Origin of the sequence: Pseudorhizobium tarimense (genome assembly GCF_022968135.1) — a bacterium.
Lineage (GTDB): Bacteria > Pseudomonadota > Alphaproteobacteria > Rhizobiales > Rhizobiaceae > Neorhizobium > Neorhizobium tarimense.
The window spans coordinates 1-20,960 of record NZ_JALJRA010000026.1; the positions used below are offsets into that span (position 1 = coordinate 1).

Here is a 20,960-nt window from a genome sequence, read left to right on the forward strand (position 1 = left end):
CTCGACCTCCTGATGGCCAAGGTGAATGGCTGCATCATGCGTCTCGAAAACAACCGGCGCGTCGGAAACGCGTTCTAAGTTGGTAATGCCGGCTAGATTGCGGCAACTTGAAGTCCGAAAGGTATTGCCATGCCCGCAAAGCTAGGCGACGAGTTTCCTGCGTGGGAACGTGGCGCTGTCGAGGTGATCTCGGCCATCTTCTCCGGCTTTATTCACCCTGTTATCGTCAAAGACGAGCATTCACGCTTCGTCCATGTCAACGCACCAGCATGCGCTCTGCTTGGCGTCTCTGCGGATCAGATCGTTGGTCGGACCGATCATGATTTTCTGCCAAAGGAGGAAGCGGACACCATCGTTGCGGTAGATCAGGTGATCCTCGCGAGCGGCGAAGAGCGCATCTTTGAGGAGTCGATCACCCCTTCTCAGGGCGGAAGCCGGACCCTCGTGACACACAAGCACCGCGTTGCTCTTCCCGGATCGGGGGAGAAACTGGTGGTCGTGGTATTGACCGATGTAACAGACCTAAGACAAGCCGAGCGCGTCCTGCGAGAAAGTGAGGAGCACTATCGCTCGCTGGTAGAGCTTCATCCCCAGGTGCCTTGGGTTGCGAACGCCGCTGGGGAGGTCATTGAGGTTGGCCCGACGTGGTCTCGTCTTTCCGGTCGGGCGCCTGAAGCGGCCTATGGCTCGGGCTGGGAGACCGCTGTTCATCCTGATGATCTGCCGGCTGTTCAACAGCTTTGGGTGGCCTCAGTAACCACCGGCAACTCGTTCGATGTGGAATGCCGCATTTGCGGGCCCGATGGCGGCTTTCGCTGGGTCAGAAATCGTGCCGCCGCTCGGCGGGATGAGCACGGACGCGTCGTCAGATGGTATGGGCTGCTTGAGGACGTTCACGAGCGTAAAAGTGCTGAAGAGGCAATGCGAGAAAGCGAGTCTCGCTTCCGACTGATCGCCGACAGTGTCCCGGTGATGATCTGGATGACGGACGCGAACGGTTCAACGACGTACCTCAACCGCAATTGGCTAGAAACCACCGGGCAGACGGAAGAGCAGGCGCTAGGGCAAGGGTGGCTGGATGCGGTGCATCCTGACGACCGGGACATCGTGTCGACGAGCTTTGAGGAGGCAAGCAGAACTCGCGCCAGCGTGCAGGCGGAATATCGGCTGCGTCGCAAGGACGGAAGCTGGGCCTGGGTCATCGATGTCGGAGAGCCGCGGCTGGCACCAGATGGCAGGTTGCTTGGTTATGCGGGCTCGGTTCTTGATCTTTCGGAGCGGCGGGCCTCCGAGGTTGCTCTGGAGGAGAGCGAAGCCTTCATCCGGAGCATCTTCGACAGCAGCCCGGACTGCGTTCGGCTCCTCGACCTGCACGGTGAGCCGCTTCTCATGAACAGGGCCGGTCGTGAGATGTTTGGCCTCTCTGATGATGCGGACCTGAAAGGTCAGCGGTGGGACAGGCTGATCGCATCAGGAGACGCCGCGAAGGTTCAGGAAGCACTTACCCAGGCACGCGAGGGCAAGACCGCTCGGTTCGAGGCCTCAGTCAAAGCTATCAACAAAAAGGACCTTTGCGTCGACGTCATTGCGGCGCCGGTATTCGGCAAGGATGGCACACCCATCCGTATACTGACGATCTGGCGTGACATTACCGACGCCAAGGCCGCTCGTGACGCGACGGAAGAGGCGCGGGCGGCCGCTGAGGTAGCCGCCGACACGCTAGCAGTGGTGTTGGAAAGCACCCTGGATTGCGTGGTCGTGGTCGATCACGATTGGCAGCTGACGTATCTCAATTCCAACTCCAAACGATTGCTGGGGCTCGGGGACGAGGCGATCGGCCAAAATCTGTGGTCCCTCTATCCCGAAGAGCGGAACGGTGTCTTTGCGACCCAATACAAAAGGGCTCTGGCGGCGAACCAGCCGGTAACATTCGAGGAGTATCTGCCGTCTCTTGGACTGTGGCTTGAGGTCCATGCGTCGCCGACAGAAGAGGGGTTGTCAATCTTCTTCAGGGACACCTCCGAGCGCAGGCGGGCAGAGCAGGAGCGCTTTCAGGCACAGGCACAAATTCTTCACATGTCCCGCCACGACGCTCTAACCAACCTGCCGAACCGTCTGCTGTTGCGGGAGCGGCTGGAACGCAGCCTATCTGCGATGGCGCCGGGCGCGCAACTCGCGGTGCTGACCCTGGATCTGGACGGGTTTAAGCCTGTCAATGATACCTACGGGCATCCTGTCGGCGACATGCTACTGCGCCAGGTAGCCGATCGGCTGCATGGCTGCATTCGGGAGGAGGATACAGTCGCACGCGTTGGCGGAGATGAGTTTGTCATTGTTCAGCCAGTGGTACGGCGGAGCGAAGATGCTGATCTGCTCGCCAAGCGCATCATCGAAAACCTGCAGAAGCCCTTCGACCTCGAAGGATTGGTGGTCAGTATAGGCACCAGTGTCGGGCTAGCCTTCGCACCGGCGGCCGGGACAACGGTCGATGATCTCATTCGGGCGTCCGATGTGGCCCTGTATCGCGCGAAAGCGGATGGCAGGGGAACGTTCCGGCGCTACGCCGCTGGTATGGATGTTCATATGCAGGCGCGGCAGGAGCTGAAGGTGGCGCTGAGGAACGCGCTTGCGCGCAATGAGCTCGATCTGTTTTTCCAGCCGCTTGTCGATTTATCCTCCAGTAGGGTGAGCAGCTGTGAAGCCCTCGTTCGTTGGCGCCATCCTGATAAGGGCATGGTTTCGCCCGCAGATTTCATTCCGGTCGCCGAGGAGACCGGCCTTATCATCCCGATCGGGGAATGGGTGTTGCGAACGGCATGCGAGCAGGCGTCAGGTTGGGAGGGAGACATAGGTGTCGCCGTCAACCTCTCGCCATTGCAGTTCAAGGATGGAGATCTTGTGAAGATCGTCTCCGATGCACTGGAAGCTTCAGGTCTGGCCCCCTCGCGCCTGCAGCTAGAGATCACCGAGTCGGTTATGCTCGATGAGAACGAAGCAAACCTGCACATTCTGCAGGAGCTCAGACATCTCGGCGTGAAGATCGCCATGGATGACTTCGGTACCGGCTACTCATCACTTGGCTATCTTCGCAGCTTTCCCTTCGACAAGATCAAAGTCGACCGCGGCTTTATAAGCGACCTGCCAGAGGGAAAGGAATCGCTGGCGATCGTCCGCGCGGTTGCCGGCATCGGACGCAGCCTGGGGATCACGACGACGGTGGAAGGTGTCGAGACGCAGGAACAGCTTGATGCAGTCAATGCCGAAGGGTTCGATGAAGCCCAGGGATATTTATTCTCTCGCCCGGTTCCGGCGGCGGATATCCCAGACATCTTAAGAAGAATGGGATCGTAGCGAGGTGCCGGCTGACTGTCATTTCTGAGCGATAACCTCGTGCTGCTAACGCCCAGGAGGAGGCAAAGATGAAAAGGATTTTGTCAGTGTTTCGGGGATGGGGATTGATTGGCTATCTAGCGCTAGCCCTCCTCGCCGGCGCCGTTGCCATGGAGATCTTATCTTGGGTTTGAGGAGTACGATCCGGTTCTGTCGTGACGTATCGCGTAACCATGTGGATTGGCGGCCTCTTCCCAACAAAGTTGAAGCCAGCGATGCCTTCAATGGGATGTCCTCACGATTGACCGCTCAACCTCATAGCGGATGTTCACACTGCTCGATCGTTAACGCTTGCCGACCTTTGGCCGGCCTTTGCTAGAGCTTGGGCAAGAGCCCAACCTTCGTGAATAAGCTCGAGAGAACGCCGCCGCGCTGCAGGTGGACAGCTGAGCGGCAGAGGCTTCAGCAGAAGTCATGGCTAGCTACAGCACCGGCACGCCAGCAGCACCCTCGGCAGCTTTGAGATGCCCCAAGCGCGGATGTTGGGGCAAAAAAGACCCCGCCGAAGCGGGGGACTGGGAGATCGTGACACTTGAGTTGGAGTCGCGAAGGCGGTTATTGGGTGGGCGGGAGGGTAGACCGCCCTCGTGGCTCGATTATCGAACCCGGCTTGGCCGCGAGTGTTCCAAAGTAAAAATGGTTTCCCTCAGTGGAGACAAAATCTCAGCTGCCATCCAACGCGCACCGCCAGCAATTCATTGTGTTCCGAAGAAGCTTCAAGCTAAGCCGTTATCACGCTTTTCGCGACCATGGTACGGTTGCCGAGCATTCAAGCGGTCGGCATAAGTTTGCGCCCGGACCTCCGTCAGTCCGACCATCATTCGGTTCTCCCGCCCTGAAGTCGCAGTCGTGTCGAACACTGTCCAGGTGCCGTCATCTTCCTGCCGCATCTGATATCGGTTATCCCAATCGCCCTTCATCGGTCCTCCAGGCATCGTTAAGTCACCAGTCCGATCATAGTTCCCACGTCGAAGCTGATTTCAATCTCGGCGTCAAATAAGGCGGCTGAAGAACAGATGTGCTTAAAAGCCAGTGGCGAACAGTGATGTGGAGCAGAACGCGAAAGCACTATCGTTCAACCACTGCTACAGCATTTCTTTTGAGATGGATGGGCTGGCGGCACTGCCGCTCGGTAAGCTACAGGCAATAATTCTACTCTAGAGGTTACAGAGCCTGTACTAGGGGAACAAAGATGTACGTTATTGCTGTATACGACAAAGAAGAAGAGCGAAACTTCCTTGCAAGCGAACTGAGTATGACGGATTGCGGTTGTGTCGCTGTGATCAACGTCTGGGGACGTTTATCCCCTTCTCTCGCCTCAAAGATATTGTCACGGTACACGAAGTGACCGATCCAAACGTTGTCTCCGAGCTAACAGTAACAGTTCGCCAGCTCCGCCTCTCGTAGCCAGTTACCCGCTCACGCCAGGGGCAGTAAGACAATTCCCTCTGCCATTTGCAAGGCAGCTTCGCAAGAGGAAGCAGTCGAGGACGATTGGTGTTAGGTAGAAGCAAGATTGGAGGCGCGTTAAGGAAACCCGCCAGCGTAGCTGGAACGAAGACGGTGGCACATAGTCTATGCGTCCCGCATAAGTTGTGAAGGTCTTTGTCTGTGAGGGTGTGAATGCCTGAACGCTGCACCGTGTTCGTCAAGGTCGATGAAGATGCCATACGTGGCGCGACCTTTGGTGTGCTTCAACGCCCGCTTTGTGCCGATCTTCATTTCAGCGCCCTGATGGACCCTGAGAACGAGAACGAGGACCTGTCCATCCTTGGGCAGACCTATTTAAGGCAAGCGGTGATCTCGATCTACATCTACCACATGCTCGCGGGGCTCAGATGGGCGAACGTTGTTCGCATCCATTCCGGCGACGAGCCAGGTGCAGACGTGGAGTTTGCATCCAAGGCAGAGGCTATGGTCTTCAAACTTTCTGCAGGCGTGCGTTAGAAGGCCGAAGCGAGCGTACGGGAGACGACGATGATCACTGTGCGACAACTTTCTTGACAGCCCCAGTTCGCGATGACTGAATAAGGGCGGATCGGAGGTATCATGACGATGCAGAAATCCGTTTATACGGCTGAGCAGATCAAGCGGTTGTCAGAAGTGCATCGTGTTCTGTGCGCGGAGCAACAAATTGAACCTTCCAGCAGAGAAGGTCGGAGCATGGCTGAACTGCTGCTGGACAAATGTACAGGCGACGAACCTGCTGGCGTCATCATGCGGCGGATATCACATTAGTGTCAGTCACGACGGCGTTTCGTCCAGCGGCTTTTGACTGACTTGCCCTGCGGGAAGTCCCTTTGCCACGGCCTAATGCTCACACCAACGTTGACGGCTCGCAATGAACGACTTACGCGCAACCTCCGCGTCGACCTGAACCTCTAATGCATCTAGGCAAGCCTGCATCGCAGTAAGCCACTGAGGCCCCGTCCTCACAGGCCATTGATATGCCAGCGCTTCCGCTGCCTGGACGGTGTCGGATATCACTCGGTAGGAGCCGACGGCGCCTAACTCGACCTCGATAGCGATTCTCTACGCGCCACGCATGACACGGCACTCCGAACTCAACTTCGGATTCAACAAGAAGCTGATTGAAACGTTCCGGTTGATCAGGATTGCTGATATCCGGCCCACCTGTAAGATATCCTGACTTGCAGGCAGTGCATACAATTCTGCGGAGCTTACTCGTGACCACTTTTTGCCTGCATCCTCAACCTTGGCAAACTGACCGATGTGACAGCTCAGCCATTTAGTTCGGGGTCGAATTCCTCAAATGCCATTCACCGGAGCGAAGCCATAGCTGTTTGTGCCAACAGCGGAAACAGTCGCCGCTTCGCGCCTCCATTCCAACACCGACAGCTAGCGCTCCAAAAAGTGGTCCGTCCAGTTGCCAGCGCAGAAGACAAGACTGGAGCATCATCTTTGGATTTGCGACTTCCATTGTTGTATGGCAGTCAACCTGAGTTGCCGACTCTGCGAAGGATTAGGATGCTGCCATGGGAGAGGAAATATGGTCGACGCTCGTCGGCGAATTCTCTGACCTTCCGGACGCGTCTACCATAACCCTCATCACAGTGCGCCTCGCGATCGCGGCGGCACTTGGGGGGATTCTCGGATACGAGCGCGAGCGCAAAGGGAGAAGCGCTGGCGTTAGAACTCATATGCTTGTGGCCGTTGGCGCGGCACTTTTCGTCATAGGTCCGCTGCAGAGCGGCATGGGAATTGGGGACCTCTCACGTGTACTGCAGGGCATCGTGCAGGGGATTGGCTTTCTGGGCGCCGGCGCTATCATGGTCCGATCAAGACAGCGTCAGGTCGAGGGGCTGACGACGGCGGCAAACGTATGGGCAACAGCCGGGATTGGGGTGATCGCCGGTCTCGGATTGGAAGCGACCGCTATCTTATCGACGGCGATAGTTCTGATCATTCTCGCCGCAGTCCCCCTCATCCTGCCAAAGCAATCTACCTCAGTATAGACCCTGAAGCGCCATTTTTCCCATAGCTGAAGAATAGGCAGCCAACCTTCCGCCGCGTCCGTTGGAGTAGGCAGCCCTTTGGCAGCTTGTACGACTGACGCCGCGCGGACCGACACGCTTAGTTTGGCGAAAGCTCACCTCAAGGCGCTGCCGATCTAGGGCAATCCCCACGGCTTCAGCACCTTCTGCAATGATGAGCAGAGCAAACTCTGGTGGTGTCCCGGAGGTGCTGGACAGCTCGAAACTGAGTGACTTCGATGCCTGTAGTAGCCGCCCCGTCATCGTCAAGGCCACCATCAACGGCGTTCAAGACCATCCCGCGACTGGGCGTCTGGAACCACAGCCTCAAGCGCCTGTCTCAGTTCATCTACCCCATGTGGCTTAGGCAATAGGGCAGTTCTCCTAGGATCGTCCAACACCGGAGCTTTGTTTGCACCAGTTGCGACGACAATACCGATCTGCGGCCAGCGACGACGGATCTCGCGACAGAGCTCTTCTCCCGATAGCCCAGGAAGGCCCAGGTCGCTTACAACGATGTCCACCTGCTCGTTCTGAAGGAGATCGAGTGCCTCTTCTGCAGAGCCAGCTTCGAGCGCCTCGTACTGGAGCTCGGTCAGCATGTCAGCCGTACCCATCCGGATCAGCACGTCATCCTCGACGAGCAGCACCTTGAGGTGGGCCGACCTCTGCTGAGGTGGCCTTGCTTCCACTCTCGCAAGCTGTTTCACTGCGGTTGCGACCTGCTCTTCATTTGCAAGAACATGGCGTATCTTTCGAGCCAGCGCCTCGCGCGTATAGGGTTTAGACAGGAGCTGCACGCCCGGATCGAGTCTTCCACCATGCACGATTGAATTTTCAGTGTAGCCGGAGGTAAACAGAATCCCAATGTTAGGGAGCCTTTCCTTCGCCTTGCGTGCCAATTCAGGACTCTTGAGAGGACCTGGCATAACGACGTCGGTAAACAACATGTCGATCGCGATCCCGCTCTCGATAATTGAAAGAGCTGCGCTCGCATCCGGTGCCTTCAAAACGCGGTAGCCCAGATCTTGAAGCATCTCGACGACGGTGGCACGGACTGCATCGTCGTCTTCGGCAACGAGGATCGTCTCCTGTCCCCCCTGAACCCGCTCCTCTCCGTGATCGACCTGGATGTCTTCCTGTTCCATCGAGCGCGGGAGGTAGACCTTGACGGTGGTTCCTTGGCCAAGCTCGCTGTAGATCTTGACGTGTCCGCCGCTTTGTTTGACGAAGCCGTAGACCATCGATAGGCCAAGACCCGTTCCCTTTCCATCGGGCTTGGTCGAGAAGAATGGCTCGAACACCTTAGCGACGATCTCAGGTGACATGCCGGTTCCGGTGTCGGTGACGGAAAGGGCCACATACTGTCCCGGCACGACGTCCTCGTGAGAACGTGCGTAGACATCGTCGAGATACGCGTTGCCGACCTCAATCGTCAGCTTGCCGAAACCGTCCATCGCATCGCGCGCGTTGATAGCGAGGTTGAGAAGTGCGTTTTCGATCTGAGTTGGGTCCACCAATGTGTTCCACAGCCCCCCAGACACGATGCTTTCGACCTCGATGCCCTCGCCAATCGTTCTGCGGAGCATCTCATCCATGCCGCCGATGAGACGGCCTATGTTGACTACACGGGGGTCGAGAGCCTGCCTGCGGCCGAAGGCCAAAAGTTGAGATGCGAGTTTCGAACCTCGATCCACACCTGCAAGCGCGTTGGCAATTCTCCGCTGCGCCTTCTCGTTTCCGGTGATGTCTGCGGCCAAAAGCTGAAGGTTGCCGGCGACGACCTGAAGGAGGTTGTTGAAGTCATGCGCGACGCCGCCAGTCAGATTGCCGATGGATTCCATCTTCTGCGCCTGCTGCAGGGCAGCCTCGGTCTTCCTGAGAGCCTCGGCAGCCGCGCGTTCTTCCGTTACGTCACGACCCACTGCATGAATGAACGCGTCGTCCGGCACAGCCGTCCAGGAGATGGTGCGATAGGTACCATGTCGGGTTTGATACCTGTTCTCGAAGGAGAATGTCGTGACGCCTTCGCTGAGCTTGCCAACTTCCACAAGCGTTGCGGCAACATCGTCCGGATGAACAAGGTTCATGAAGGACAGGCCGATCAGTTCGTCTTCCTCCCAGCCGAAGATCGCTCCCCATGCCGGGTTGACGGCTACGATGGTGGCATCGAAGTCCGCGACCAACATGATGTCCGTGGACAAACGCCACATGCGATCCCGGTCTGCAGTCCGTTCGGCAACGCGCTGCTGCAGCGTCTTGTTGAGCTCCTCAAGCTTTGCCCGCGTTTCCCTCTGCTCCTCAATGTCGGTGTTTGTCCCGATCCACCTGAGGATTTGGCCGCGCTCATCCTTGACGGGAACTGCCCGCGCGATATGCCACCGGTAGCTTCCATTCGCCTGTCTGAGGCGAAACTCTGCCTCGTAGGTCTCCCCGCTAGAAAGGGCAGATTCCCAGCGCGCAGCGGCCTCGGGCAGGTCCTCCGGATGAACCATAGAGACCCAGCCGTTACCATGGAGCTCGTCATATGACTTGCCTGAGTAATCGTGGACGCGCTCGTTGAACCAGTCGAGCTCGCCATTAGCCCGCGCCGTCCAGACGTGGTTCGGCAGTGCTTGCGCGAGCGCTCCAAATCGTTCCTCGCTCTCGCGCAGGTCCCGCTGTGCCTTGTACTTCTCGGTCACGTCCTGGATTACGCCGGCAAGGCGAATTGGTCTGCCCTCGGGGCCGTAGTCATACTCTCCCCTGCGCGCGATCAAACGTTCCTCGCCGTCGCCGGCACGACGGATCCGGTATTCTACATCCAGCGGTGCTGTGCCAGCTCTCCTCGAGTCCGGATCGGACGCAACACGGAAGTCTTCGGGAAAGATCAGCGTCTGAACATCTTCAACCGAGATGGCGTCGACGGGTTGCAGCCCAAAAATCTTGCAGAATTCCGGCGAAGGACTGAGGATGTTCGTGTTCAGATCGAGCGAGAAGACGCCGACGCCGCCCGCCTCCTGCGCCCGTCTCAAACGAGCTTCAGCTTCATTAAGAGCGGCCGCGGCGAGGTGCTCTTCCGTCCGATCGCGAAGAACCTTCACGAATCCGGCGGGCTGTCCTTGTTCGTCAACTAAGCTGCTGATGGAGCCGCTGGCCCAGAACCGCTCTCCGCACTTGCGCACGTGCCAGCGGTCATGGTGTGCCGTGCCGGCTTTTAGGGCCGCGTCCATTGCTTGGCTTGACGCCCCGGCTGACCGATCTTCCGGTGTGAACAAGATGTCCCAGTGTTGTCCACGGATCTCGTCCTCACCCCATCCGAAGATGCGGCGCGCGCCTTCGTTCCAGCGTTGGATCCGCCCGTCCAGATCCAGTGAGAGGATAACGTAATCCACAGCGCCATCGAAAATCTGCCGGCTCTGACGTTCGCCAGCCTTCAGAGCTTTTTCAGCAAGCACCCTGTCCGTGACATCGTGGCCCTGTGCGAACACGCCGGTGATCTTGCCTTCCGGGTCGCGAACAGCTTGGTAGATGAGGTCGATGAACTTATCCTCGGCTCCGTCTGGTTCGTTGAAGGTGATCGGCAAAGCGGTGCCGATGAATGGTGTGCCGGTGGAGAATACCTGGTCGAGCATGTCGAAGAAGCCTTGCCCCTCCAAATCGGGGTGGGCCTCTCGAGCGGTCTTGCCGATGACGTCTCGAAATCCGACAAGTCTCAAATAGGCTTCATTGACCAGCTCAAATACGTGATCCTGCCCCCGCATCAGTGAAACAAAGCCAGGAGCCTGTTCGAACATTGCCCGGAGGCGAGCAAGCTCACTTGTTCGCCACCGTTCCGACCTCACCTTGTCGGTCGTTTCGATGACGATCGCTAGCACACCTAACGGCCGTCCGTTCTCGTCGGGAATGGGGGAATAGTCGAGGTCGAAACAGGCGTCGACGTCATGTCCCTGGCGGTGAAGGGTCAGATGCTGCTCGCGATAGGACAGCGTTCCACCGCCGAGAACAGTCGTCATCACATGCTGGTTGAAATCTGCCGCCTCCGGCCAGGCATCCCGGACCTTGGCTCCAAGCAAGCCCGGATGTCTTGTTCCAGCTATCGCCGCATAAGCATCATTGTAGACCATCACGCCGTCATCGCCCCACATTGTGGCCATGGGGACTGGTGATTTCAGGATCATTGCGACCGCCATCTTGAGGGACGGATGCCACTGCCGCGGCGCCCCAAGAGTGGTGGACGCCCAGTTGATCTCTTTCATCAAGGTGGCAAGTTCGCCGTCGGCGGCGAGGAAGTCAAATTCGTGAAGCGCCATGAAACCAATCGCTGATTGCGCGATCTATGTAGGGCACTGTGCCTGCAAGAGGAAGGCGGAACCCTGCTGATTTTGCTTCCGCCTCAGGCTGCCATTTTCATAAGAGTTTCTGAGAGCCTGTAGATGTCATAGGGCTTGGAAAGGAACACGCTTTGTGCTGGAAGGTCGCTAACGCGTGGACGCTGCTTTCCCGACACCACAACGATCTGAATCGGTGGCCAGCGGTCGCGCACCGCCGCAGCTAGCTTTAACCCGTCCATGCTGCCAGGCATGTCGATGTCGGTCATAAGGATCCGGATGCCGGGATCCTGCTCCAGAAGTACGATCGCGTCGTCGGCATTGCTCGCCGTCACGGACTCCATGCCAGCTTCCTCAACGAGTTCTGCTGCGAGCATCAGGAGAAGAGGCTCATCTTCGACAATCAGTACTTTGGCTCTCATGTTCTATCCCACCCGAAGGCGAGATAACTCCGGAAGGTGCATCAGGTTCCGGTAAAAAAGCGAGCTTGAAAATGAGGCCCTCGGTGCGAAACTCCTTAGAGGTTCGTGCACGTGACACGGGGGTACGCCCTTTCGATCAAAACGGACCCGAACCCTTCCCTCGTTGGTTCCAATACAGGCGGGCCTCCACTCTCGCTCCAAGTGAGCACGATGTCGCTTCCGTCGCGTCGCCACTGTATCTCAACTGTATGCGGCGTCTAAGTCCCGTAGATTTTTCAGTTGCAGCGATCTGAGGTTGATCTACGAGCCATCAAACGAGCTCACCGGATAGTATCTGACGAGCTCCTTGTGAGGCCTTGATGCGGGTGGCATAAGCCCACGGCATCAGGGCATCGATGTCTTTGGCGAGGTGGTAGTTTGCGAGGCGGGTGAAGAGGTCGCACAGATAAGCGTAGGGCTCAACGCCGTTCATTTTACAAGTGCCGATCAGGCTGGCAAACCGGGCCCAATTGCGACCCCCTTCATCGTGCCCCGCAAAGAGCGCATTTCGGCGGTTCATGGCGGGTCGGCGGATCTCGTTTTCCACCAGGTTGGAGTCGATATCGACGTGGCCGTCGTCCAGGAACAACTGGAAGCCGTCCTGCCGCGTCAGCATAGACGCCAGGGCTTTTCCAAGGTCAGACTTGCGTAAGACGCACTTGGCCTGCGCTGCCAGCCAGGTTGGCGTGGCCTTGATATCCCTGCTAGCCAATGTCGGGGCGACACTGGACCGTCTTCTAAACGAGCTCGAGGACCGCCGCCGCCGCACGTGGAGGCGGAGGAGGAGCGGACCCTGCTGATGCGTGAACTTGCGCATCGCATAAAGAATGGGTTTGCGCTCGTGCAGGCAATCGCGCGCCAGACTTTCTCACACTCGGATCCTGTCGGTGGCACCATGCAGGATATGGATGATATGAACTCGACTGAGCAGATGTTGGCGGCTGTTGCCACTCCAAATTTTTTCCCGCTGGCGCTCTTGAATCGGAAATTCGCCAAAACCAAATCGGTCGCCGCCAGTTGCTGAAGACAGGGCTGGCCTTGCTGGGAGCGCCGCCTTTCGGCGCTTCTGTATCCATGTTGCTTCAAGGAGGATATGGCTATGGCAACATCTTACGACTATGCACCCCTGTTCCGCTGGACCGTCGGCTTCGACCGGGTCTTCAATCTTCTGGAAAACGCCCAGCGTGCCCGGCCGATCAGCGACTGGCCGCCCTATGACATCGTCAAGAATGGTGACGACAGCTACCGGATTTCCATCGCGGTCGCAGGCTATGCGCAGGACGATCTCGACATCACCTTCCAGTCCAATCTGCTGACGGTCGCCGGCAAGAAGCAGGAAGCTTCCGGCGAATGCTATCTGCACCGCGGTCTTGCCGGCAGGCCCTTCGAGCACCGGTTCGAGCTTGACGACCATGTCAAAGTGAACGGCGCCGATCTGCACAACGGTCTGCTGTCGATCGATCTCGTTCGCGAAATCCCGGAGGCACTGAAGCCGCGGAGGATCGATATCCAGACCAACCCGGCTCTCGCGCAAGAGGTCGCCCCAGCGCAAATCGAAGCGCAGAAGGCTGCCTAATCGCAACTTTGAAAGAACGGGTGCCGTCGTGACGGCGCCCGCCGACATCGCGGGTTGGGAAGGAGAGCGTCATGAAACCCGATGTGTTCAAAGAACCTGTTACCATCCTTGTCGGCCTTGGCTTTCCGGCTGAGGTCCGCACCGTCATGGATGCCTACCGGCATCTCGCAGAATGGCCCGCGTCGATGGAGGATGCGGTGCATTCGATCGCGCTGAGAGCTTGTGGCGCAGCACTGCGCGGCGAGATTGAAGCGGAGACTGCGCGGGGCCTCTTCGCAGCCTTTGCAGAAAAGCATGATTTGCTAGCGCCAGACCCTGAAGTCATCATCGCCTCCCATCGCCGGCACGACAAAGATCCGCACGTTCGCTAAGGAGGCTGACATGCACGGAATGCTTCAGCAGGGCGCGAGCAATGCAAGGGCGTGGGGACCGACGATCCCTGCTTCAGGGCACGAGATTGAGCCGCCGACAGATGTGGTGGGAGCGACTGCACTCTGCGCAGACGACAAGCGGACTATCCTGGCTGCATGGCCTCGGACTTCTACGCGGTGGATTCGAAGCCGGTATCCGCTCTTCCTGGAGCACCGGAACCGGTTTCCATCGATGAAGTGCAATCGGCGCTCAATGAACTCGATCGACGCTATGGTATCTGACAGACTGCGCGTCAGGCGGCTTGTTTCATCGACTTCGCCAGCCGCTTGATGGCCTGCTCCAGCGAGCGCTGCCCGCTCCAGTAATCCTGCCAGGCCGTCGTCTTCGACAAGAGCGCCGGGACGGTGCGGATGGTGAAGCGTTTCGGATCAAGATCCGTCTTCACTTGGCTCCAAGTGAGCGGCATTGATACAGGCGCACCCGGCCGGGCACGGGGCGACAGCGGCGCGACCGCCGTCGCCATGCGGTCGTTGCGCAGGTAATCGAGGAAGATCCGGCCGTTGCGCTGGTTCTTGGCCATCTTGATCAGATAAAGGTCAGGGTTCTCGCGTGCCATCTGCTGGCAGACATCGTGAGCGAACCCTTTTGCCTCCGCCCAGGTCAGCTTCTTGCCCTTTGCCACGGCCAGCGGCGTGACCACGTGCAGACCCTTGCCACCGGTCGTCTTGCAGAAGCTGACGAGGCCCAGTTCCTCCAACCGATCGCGCATTTCCCGAGCGGCTTGGACGACGGTGGAGAAGGGGACGTCAGGTCCGGGATCAAGGTCGAAGACGAGACGCCCCGGAACCTCCGGCTGACCCGGTTCGCAATTCCAGGGATGCAGCTCGACGCCGCCGATCTGGGCAATGGCGGCAAGGCCCTCGACCCGATCGATCTGGAGATAGGGCTTCTTGTCGCCGAACACCTTGACCAGTTCGAGCAGGTTCGACGTTCCCGGCATCGCATGCCGCTGGAAGAATTGCTCCCCGCCGATGCCATCCGGCGTCCGAATGATCGAGCATGGCCGTCCCTTGATATGGTCGATCAGCCATGGACCGACGGCTTCATGATAGCGGGCGAGATTTTCCTTGGTGACCGGCTCTTCGTCATTGGCATCCGGCCAGAGGGGCTTGTCCGGGTTGGAGATCATCACGCCCATCACCTGCGCCTTGGCATTCTTGCCACGTGCCGGTCCCGATGGCTTTGTCACAGCCGGCGCCGGCGTGTCCGACTTTCCCGGCGAAGCCGGCTTTTCGGCCTCGACTTCGACTGCAGATTTATCTTCGCGCAATCCCTTGAATGCCGCCTGGCGGACCAGGCCGTCCGCCGTCCACCCGGCGAATTGGATCTCGGCGACCAGTTCGGGTTTGACCCAGACGATGTTGGGATCCTTCTTCGGAGCGCCGATGCCGGTAAACGGTGATTTGCCCGCCTCGATCTCCCGTAGCCTCGGCAGGATCGCATCGACTGTCTTTGCACCATAGCCGGTCCCGACCCGACCGACATAGACGAAGTGGTCATCTCTGAAGACGCCGACCAACAAGGAGCGAAACTTGCCGTTGGTCTTGGCATAGGCGCCGATAACGACTTCATGGCCAGCACGGCATTTGGACTTCACCCAGGTCTCGGTGCGGCCGGATTGATAGGCCGCGTCGGCTTGCTTGGAGACAATGCCTTCCAACGAGAGCTTGCACGCCGACTTAAGGACTGCATCGCCACCAGTCTCGAAATGTTCGACGAACCGCAGGCGCGGATCCTCGCCAGTATCATCAAATAGTTTTTGCAGCCGTTCCTTCCGCTCGGTCAGCGGCAGTTGCCGCAGATCCTCATTGCCCTCGAACAGCAGGTCGAAGGCAAAGTAGACTAGGGCGTCGGTCTTACTCTCCGACAGCGCCGCCTGCAGCGCGGCGAAGTCCGGCGCACCGTTCTCGTCTAGGGCGCAGATCTCCCCGTCGATGATCGCGTCGGGAAGGGCAGCGCCGGTGCTGGCAATCGCCGGATAATTTGCGGTCCAGTCCAAGCCCTTGCGGGTCTTCAGCGTCACCTCACCGTTTTCGATGCGCATCTGGATGCGATAACCGTCGAACTTGATCTCGTGGATCCATCCGTCGGCCGAGGGTGGGCGCTCAAGCGTTTCGCAGAGCTGCGGAGGAATGAACTCCGGCATTGCAGGCCTCGCCGCTTTCGGCCGTGCTGGCTTCCGCTTTGTCTTCGTATCCGCGGCACGTTCCTCTGCCGCCATTCCGTGATTGCTGTCCCAGACGGTGTCCGCCTTAATGTTCCCACTCTGCACCATGAACGGTTGCGGTTTCTTCCCCTTCCCGGCAGCGATCGCTTCCATCGTCCGGCCAGACGCGACTGACGTTGCATTCTCCTCAAGCACGGCGGCGCCGTTCTCCTCGACCGAGAAATCGTCATGATGCTTGATCAGCAGCCAATTAGTCCGCTTGCCGCCGTCGCGATCGTTGCGCATGCGCACCAGCACAAAGCTGCCATGCAGCCGCTCGCCCTCCAGCGTAAACTTGAAATCGCCTTTGGCGAGTGCCTGCTCCGGGGTCTTATTGCCCTCCGGCTCCCAATAGCCCCGGTCCCAGAGCATGACCGTGCCGCCGCCATATTGGCCTTTCGGAATAGTACCTTCGAAGTCCCCGTAGTCTAACGGATGGTCCTCGACCTCGACGGCGAGACGCTTGTCGTGCGGATCGAGCGATGGCCCCTTGGTCACCGCCCAGGACTTGAAGACACCGTCGAGTTCGAGCCGCAAGTCATAATGAAGCCGCGTCGCATCATGCTTCTGGATGACGAAGCGCCTACGGTTCGATGCCTTCAGTTTCGCTGCACCGCTCGGCTCCTGCGTTCTCTGAAAATCGCGCTTCTGCGTATAGGTCGAGAGCTTGTCGCTGGGCATGGCAGTCCCGGTACAAATCCGCCTCCCGTGTCGGATGACGACGGGGATGAGGCGCGGCCGGACAGGTTTGACTCTCGGCTGCCAATCCGTTGGCCGCGATGAGGAGTTCGTCGTCCCTGTCACGTCCGGTCGAGTCGACACAGCACGCGACCTCAGCAAGCAAAAAGCAAAAGATGTCGTTCTGTTCCATGGAGTCGGTAAGGGCCATCGCATCAAGCGCCGTTGCAATTTCGTGGCAAGTGCATGCTGTCCATATTAGGATCGCGCGAGATGGCAGGTTATTGAAGACCTTGTCGGTGTGCTACCTCCTCATATAGCCGGCGCGGTCGGCTGTGGACGGGTTCTTCGTAGGGTGGAATATTGGAAAAGATGAGCCCCAAGCTTCAGCCGAAGCTCTACATTTCGCGGTCGTTCAAACGATATCCACTGAAGAACGCATTTCCTGCTATCGATCCTCCGTTAGATACCAGCGGAACCAAACTCACCAGGTGGCCGAGGCCATGCATTTCAAGAATGATGCTCGATGATCGTGTCTGACCGAGCGGCTCCCCTTCCGACGGCAGATGTTTGCGTTGTCGGCGCGGGGCCTGTCGGTCTTGCACTGGCGCTCAGGCTGGAGGAGCTGGGTCTTTCGGTTCTGATCCTCGAAAGCGGCCCCTCAGGCTCAAGAGCCACCTCGACGGAATTCCTCGCAGGGAACCACGCTCACCCGCGCGCATCCACGTATCGCGGGATCGGTGGGACCTCTGCCTTGTGGGGCGGACGCTGCGTTCCCTTCGACGACCTCGACTTCGAGGAGCGGGAGCATGTGCCTCATTCTGGATGGCCCATACCGCACGCTTCTCTCTCTACGCATTATCCCGCTGCAGCGAAGTTCCTGCAGGCGGGGCAGGGCGACTTGCCGTCGGTAACGGAACTCGCGGGCGAGGCATTTACGCTCGATGCGGTGGAGCGATGGAGCAGGACCCCTGTTATCGCGCCAGTCTATGAGCAGAGGCTGACTCGGTCTCAGAGCATCACCGTGCTCACCAACGCCAGCGTCATCGGCGTGGCGCTTGGGGAGGACGGTCGCGTGGATGCGCTCCGACTGGACGATGGGAGGGAGGTTGTTACGCCCCATGAGGTCGTCTTCGCCGCGGGCGGCCTTGAAATCGCGCGGCTTCTGCTGGGGATGCAGAGGGACCATCCTGCCCTGTTCGGCGGCCTGGAAGGGCCGCTCGGCCGCTTCTATCAGGGCCATCTGACCGGCTATCTTGCGGTGGCTCATCTGAATGACGAGCAGACAATTGCCGACATGTCTCTCGTCGTAGATGCCAATGGCTATCTTTACCGCCGGCGGCTGCAGCCTGCTCCGGAGCACCAGAAAAGCGAGCGGCTCCTCAACATTGTCTTCTGGCTCGACGCAATCTCGATCTCGGATCCGTCCCACGGCTCCGGAAGCCTCTCGCTCCTCTACCTTCTCGCTAAGGCAAGCGGCACCTATCGCTGGCTCTCCAGAGGGCTCGCGCCGCGTTCCGGGCCACGAAGGAAAGGCGAGTTCCTCCGGCATCTGCGAAACATCCGCAGCCAGGATGCATCGGCGGCGCGAATGATTGGGATGCTTCGGCAGATCTGGAAGGACGGCGAGCGCGGCATGCTGACCAACCCTTCCGGTCGATTTCTCCTGCGATACCACGCCGAACAGGCGCCCAATCCGGTCAGTCGCGTTCAGCTGAAAGGGGAGCCCGGAGAAGCATTAACTCTGGAGGTCGATTATCGCGTCCAGGATGCGGATATCCTTTCCGTCCTTCACGCGCACCATCTTCTCGACCAGTGGCTGAGGGCGAAAGGCTACGGCAAGCTGGACTATCTCCAACCCGAAGAGGAGCGGTTTCGCAGCGTGCTTGCTCAAGCCTTCGACGGGTATCACCAGATTGGACTCGCCCGTATGGCCTCCGATCCGAAGGATGGGGTCGTTGACACGAACTGCCGGATTTACCGGATCAGCAATCTGTATCTAGCCGGCGCCTGCGTGTTTCCCACCGGAGGACATGCCAATCCAACGCTGCCCGCCGTGGCGCTCGCCCTTCGGCTGGCGGAGCATTTGGCAGAGGTCAGACAAAAACGTGTTTCACGCGAACCGGATGCGCGGCCTAGGGGGCTGGCGGGGGCGTAAGCGCTCGACCGGCGGCGAGGCGTCGGCGCTTCACCAGAGACTGGATCGGCTTTTCCATCTTTGGACGGATCGACAGGTGTCGCTTGGCAGCTAATGATGGGAATGCGACCGTTGCACTGCGTTTGCCAGTTCAGCCGTTCCACGCTGAGCGGGCCCGGTAAACACGTTAAGAAGGTCAGTAAATGTAACTCGGGCATGGAAGAGGTTTTTTGCTCGAGAAAGGGGAGGGGACAAGCGTCTCGTCTGCGTGCTCTCTTGCAGGATGAGTTGTTTATCCGTGGCCCAGAGGGGTTGCAGCCAACGCCGCGGGCGCTTGATCTGGCCGAACCGCTTGGCCATGCGCGCTGGCGGAAATTCAGCGAACGCTGGAGTTTACGCAGGTGTTCTACCCCTCGAAGTCAACAGTGAACCTATCGATTGGCCTTTCCGAGCACGCAGCATTCGTTGTGCTGCCAAAACTGCTTGCCATCTTGGCTCGGGCGCCGGGCATCGTTTTGCGGATCCGCAATTTCGACCACCGCAACGAGGTCATCTCGCTCCTGGATTCAGGAGAGTTAGATCTGACGGTCGGAGTGCCGCACACGCCTGCCGGCCGCATCCTGAGCGAACATCTGTTCGAGGAAGCTTTCGTCTGCTCCTTCGCAAGGAGCATCCGCAAGCAGACGCTGAGCTGACGCTCGATGTCTTTCTTCAGATGTCGCATCTGTTGGTATCCCCGGGAAACGAGCGCTTCGGGATGGTGGATGCCGCGCTTGGGAAGCTGGGCTGCGGCGGCGCCTCGCGCTGACCCTGCCGCAGATGTACGCGGCGCCCCCGCTCGTCGCGTCGTTCGACCTTATAGCGACGCTGATGAAGGGCGTCGTTTACGCTTCGGGTATCGCGAACAGCTTCGTGTCCTAAAGCCGCCATGGAGCTTGGTACAGCGAAGTTCGACATGGCATGGCACAGGCGCAACGACGTTCACCCCGCACAGCGCTGGCTGCGTGAGGTGATCGGATCACTCTTTGAAAAAGCCGCCTTCTAGATTGGCGGCTAGACGATCGCTCGCGCGTTCAATTCCGTTCAAGGCGAAGGCTCGCTGTCCTCCAACGTTAGCCCAGCGTAGCACGCAGGCTTCGGTGGTTCTCGGTCATCAATCACACGTTGCCTCCTCCTTCGACCGCGGCCATCGCCGCGCCGGCGAAAGCGCTCGATGCGAAGTGGTGGACAAGCCAGCATCGAACGGGAGCATGTCGTCATTGTTCGCAGCTACGACCTGCTTGAATAAGAGGTCCCTCCGTCCGCGGTCGCGGCAACAGCTGAAACTGGATAAGCGCCATGCAGCAACTGCCGGTTTGAATGGGAGCAGGCCGCATTCTTCCCTTAGTGAATCTTGAATTCGCCGTTGATCTGCCGCCACTCCTGAGGGCCGATCAGCCGCCGGTGGGTGTAGCGCACCGAGTGCAGCGGCCCGTCTAGCTCGCTGGCCCAGAAGTCAAGGAAACGTCGCATCTCCGGGAAGTCCGGTGCCCGATCATAGTCCTGCCAGACATAGGTCTGCAGTACCGATTCAAAATCCGGGATATGATAGAGAATATGGGCGGTGGTCAGCCCGTAGCCGCTCAGCTGGCATTCGATATCGGACGAAAATCGCATTCTTGTATCTCCTTGCCACGACAGACAAGCCTGCCGCAAAGGCAAGCGATTTTCAACTGGCAGAGCCAAAGCAAGCATAAAAAGACGATAGCCGTCAGGCACTTGTCAGCAGATCTCCTGGACTGCTAACTTTTTTAGCTTCATCATCTTGAATCCTGACTCTCGCCCAACCAAATCGATTGCCGCTGGTTGCTCACATAGAGGACGGCACCCGCCCGGATTGGTCATCCGGTCCGGTAGGGGGATTGATCATCATCGTTTGTCCAGGAGGAAAACATGACGTTCCGACCGCTGCATGATCGCATTCTGGTGCGCCGAGTTGACTCGCAGGAGAAGACCAAAGGCGGCATCATCATTCCCGACACTGCCAAGGAAAAGCCGCAGGAAGGCGAGGTCATCGCCGTGGGTCCGGGTGCCCGCAACGAACAGGGGCAGGTCGTCGCTCTCGACGTAAAGGTCGGCGACCGGATCCTGTTCGGCAAGTGGTCCGGCACCGAGATCAAGATCGATGGTGAGGACCTTCTGATCATGAAGGAAAGTGACGTGATGGGTGTTATCGAAGCCCAGGTCGCCGAGAAGAAGGCCGCCTGAGGGCGCCGCAGTTTCAGTCATAACCAGCT

The 20,960-nt window shown here is 58.8% G+C and carries 14 protein-coding genes and 3 pseudogenes; 10 read left to right on the plus strand and 7 right to left on the minus strand.

The genetic code is table 11. From position 1 onward, the window contains the following. Positions 1–129 precede the first annotated feature (129 nt). From MUU54_RS22140 to MUU54_RS22150, 3 genes are all read left to right on the plus strand, one after another. Positions 130–3,351, plus strand: a complete 3,222-nt coding sequence (locus MUU54_RS22140) for a PAS domain S-box protein (protein WP_247246130.1) — start codon at positions 130–132, stop codon at positions 3,349–3,351. 1,662 nt (positions 3,352–5,013) lie between these two features. Then, positions 5,014–5,337, plus strand: coding sequence for a hypothetical protein (locus tag MUU54_RS22145; protein ID WP_247246131.1), 324 nt, complete (start codon positions 5,014–5,016; stop codon positions 5,335–5,337). 102 nt (positions 5,338–5,439) lie between these two features. Next, positions 5,440–5,628: a hypothetical protein gene (locus tag MUU54_RS22150; protein WP_247246132.1), complete on the plus strand. Its 189-nt coding sequence runs from the start codon at positions 5,440–5,442 to the stop codon at positions 5,626–5,628. Between the two features lie 72 nt (positions 5,629–5,700). On the opposite strand, the gene MUU54_RS25110 is transcribed toward MUU54_RS22150, so the two are convergent. Beyond that, a complete protein-coding gene (locus MUU54_RS25110; protein WP_376742244.1) occupies positions 5,701–5,919 on the minus strand; it encodes a DUF982 domain-containing protein in 219 nt (72 codons plus the stop codon). Between the two features lie 467 nt (positions 5,920–6,386). Here MUU54_RS25110 and MUU54_RS22155 point away from each other — a divergent pair, with 467 nt between their 5' ends. Continuing rightward, a complete protein-coding gene (locus MUU54_RS22155) occupies positions 6,387–6,866 on the plus strand; it encodes an MgtC/SapB family protein (protein WP_247246133.1) in 480 nt (159 codons plus the stop codon). A 296-nt stretch (positions 6,867–7,162) separates the two neighbouring features. On the opposite strand, the gene MUU54_RS25115 is transcribed toward MUU54_RS22155, so the two are convergent. From MUU54_RS25115 to MUU54_RS22170, 4 genes and pseudogenes are all read right to left on the minus strand, one after another. Then, positions 7,163–9,568 (minus strand): hybrid sensor histidine kinase/response regulator, encoded by a 2,406-nt coding sequence (locus MUU54_RS25115; RefSeq protein ID WP_376742245.1) that lies wholly within the window; start codon positions 9,566–9,568, stop codon positions 7,163–7,165. Continuing rightward, a pseudogene (locus MUU54_RS25120) lies at positions 9,548–11,176 on the minus strand (PAS domain S-box protein); the annotation flags it as partial. The pseudogene MUU54_RS25120 and the gene MUU54_RS25115, both read right to left, overlap by 21 nt. Before the next feature lie 83 nt (positions 11,177–11,259). Beyond that, the gene (locus MUU54_RS22165; protein ID WP_247246135.1) at positions 11,260–11,616 is read right to left on the minus strand and encodes a response regulator; all 357 of its coding nucleotides are present in this window, start codon (positions 11,614–11,616) and stop codon (positions 11,260–11,262) included. Between the two features lie 310 nt (positions 11,617–11,926). Continuing rightward, positions 11,927–12,337 (minus strand): annotated as a pseudogene (locus MUU54_RS22170) (transposase domain-containing protein); the annotation flags it as partial. Between the two features lie 22 nt (positions 12,338–12,359). Between MUU54_RS22170 and MUU54_RS22175 the strand changes: the two are divergent. The 3 genes and pseudogenes from MUU54_RS22175 to MUU54_RS22185 all read left to right on the plus strand — a co-directional run. After that, positions 12,360–12,538, plus strand: a pseudogene (locus MUU54_RS22175) (HWE histidine kinase domain-containing protein); the annotation flags it as partial. Between the two features lie 216 nt (positions 12,539–12,754). After that, positions 12,755–13,231: an Hsp20 family protein gene (locus MUU54_RS22180; protein WP_247246136.1), complete on the plus strand. Its 477-nt coding sequence runs from the start codon at positions 12,755–12,757 to the stop codon at positions 13,229–13,231. Positions 13,232–13,302: 71 nt separating this feature from the next. After that, the gene (locus MUU54_RS22185) at positions 13,303–13,602 is read left to right on the plus strand and encodes a DUF982 domain-containing protein (RefSeq protein WP_247246137.1); all 300 of its coding nucleotides are present in this window, start codon (positions 13,303–13,305) and stop codon (positions 13,600–13,602) included. A 293-nt stretch (positions 13,603–13,895) separates the two neighbouring features. On the opposite strand, the gene ligD is transcribed toward MUU54_RS22185, so the two are convergent. Beyond that, entirely contained in the window at positions 13,896–16,550 is a 2,655-nt protein-coding gene (gene ligD, locus MUU54_RS22195; RefSeq protein WP_247246138.1) for a DNA ligase D, read from the minus strand. Between the two features lie 523 nt (positions 16,551–17,073). On the opposite strand from ligD, the gene MUU54_RS22200 reads away from it, so the two are divergent. Both MUU54_RS22200 and MUU54_RS22205 read left to right on the plus strand, forming a co-directional pair. Next, positions 17,074–18,705, plus strand: a complete 1,632-nt coding sequence (locus MUU54_RS22200; protein ID WP_247246139.1) for an FAD-dependent oxidoreductase — start codon at positions 17,074–17,076, stop codon at positions 18,703–18,705. A 404-nt stretch (positions 18,706–19,109) separates the two neighbouring features. Beyond that, positions 19,110–19,379 (plus strand): LysR substrate-binding domain-containing protein, encoded by a 270-nt coding sequence (locus MUU54_RS22205; protein WP_247246140.1) that lies wholly within the window; start codon positions 19,110–19,112, stop codon positions 19,377–19,379. Between the two features lie 688 nt (positions 19,380–20,067). Here MUU54_RS22205 and MUU54_RS22210 read toward each other — a convergent pair. Next, positions 20,068–20,340, minus strand: a complete 273-nt coding sequence (locus tag MUU54_RS22210) for an usg protein (protein ID WP_247246141.1) — start codon at positions 20,338–20,340, stop codon at positions 20,068–20,070. Between the two features lie 276 nt (positions 20,341–20,616). Here MUU54_RS22210 and groES point away from each other — a divergent pair, with 276 nt between their 5' ends. Then, positions 20,617–20,931 (plus strand): co-chaperone GroES, encoded by a 315-nt coding sequence (gene groES / locus MUU54_RS22215; RefSeq protein ID WP_247246142.1) that lies wholly within the window; start codon positions 20,617–20,619, stop codon positions 20,929–20,931. Positions 20,932–20,960: the final 29 nt, after the last annotated feature.

Coding starts and splice junctions, on each gene's coding strand:
- ligD (WP_247246138.1), bottom strand. CDS start 16,550: ATGCCCAGCGACAAGCTCTCGACCTATACGCAGAAGCGCGATTTTCAG.
- MUU54_RS22140 (WP_247246130.1), top strand. CDS start 130: ATGCCCGCAAAGCTAGGCGACGAGTTTCCTGCGTGGGAACGTGGCGCT.
- MUU54_RS22180 (WP_247246136.1), top strand. CDS start 12,755: ATGGCAACATCTTACGACTATGCACCCCTGTTCCGCTGGACCGTCGGC.
- MUU54_RS22165 (WP_247246135.1), bottom strand. CDS start 11,616: ATGAGAGCCAAAGTACTGATTGTCGAAGATGAGCCTCTTCTCCTGATG.
- MUU54_RS22185 (WP_247246137.1), top strand. CDS start 13,303: ATGAAACCCGATGTGTTCAAAGAACCTGTTACCATCCTTGTCGGCCTT.
- MUU54_RS22155 (WP_247246133.1), top strand. CDS start 6,387: ATGGGAGAGGAAATATGGTCGACGCTCGTCGGCGAATTCTCTGACCTT.
- MUU54_RS22200 (WP_247246139.1), top strand. CDS start 17,074: ATGATCGTGTCTGACCGAGCGGCTCCCCTTCCGACGGCAGATGTTTGC.
- MUU54_RS22210 (WP_247246141.1), bottom strand. CDS start 20,340: ATGCGATTTTCGTCCGATATCGAATGCCAGCTGAGCGGCTACGGGCTG.
- groES (WP_247246142.1), top strand. CDS start 20,617: ATGACGTTCCGACCGCTGCATGATCGCATTCTGGTGCGCCGAGTTGAC.
- MUU54_RS22145 (WP_247246131.1), top strand. CDS start 5,014: ATGCCTGAACGCTGCACCGTGTTCGTCAAGGTCGATGAAGATGCCATA.
- MUU54_RS22150 (WP_247246132.1), top strand. CDS start 5,440: ATGACGATGCAGAAATCCGTTTATACGGCTGAGCAGATCAAGCGGTTG.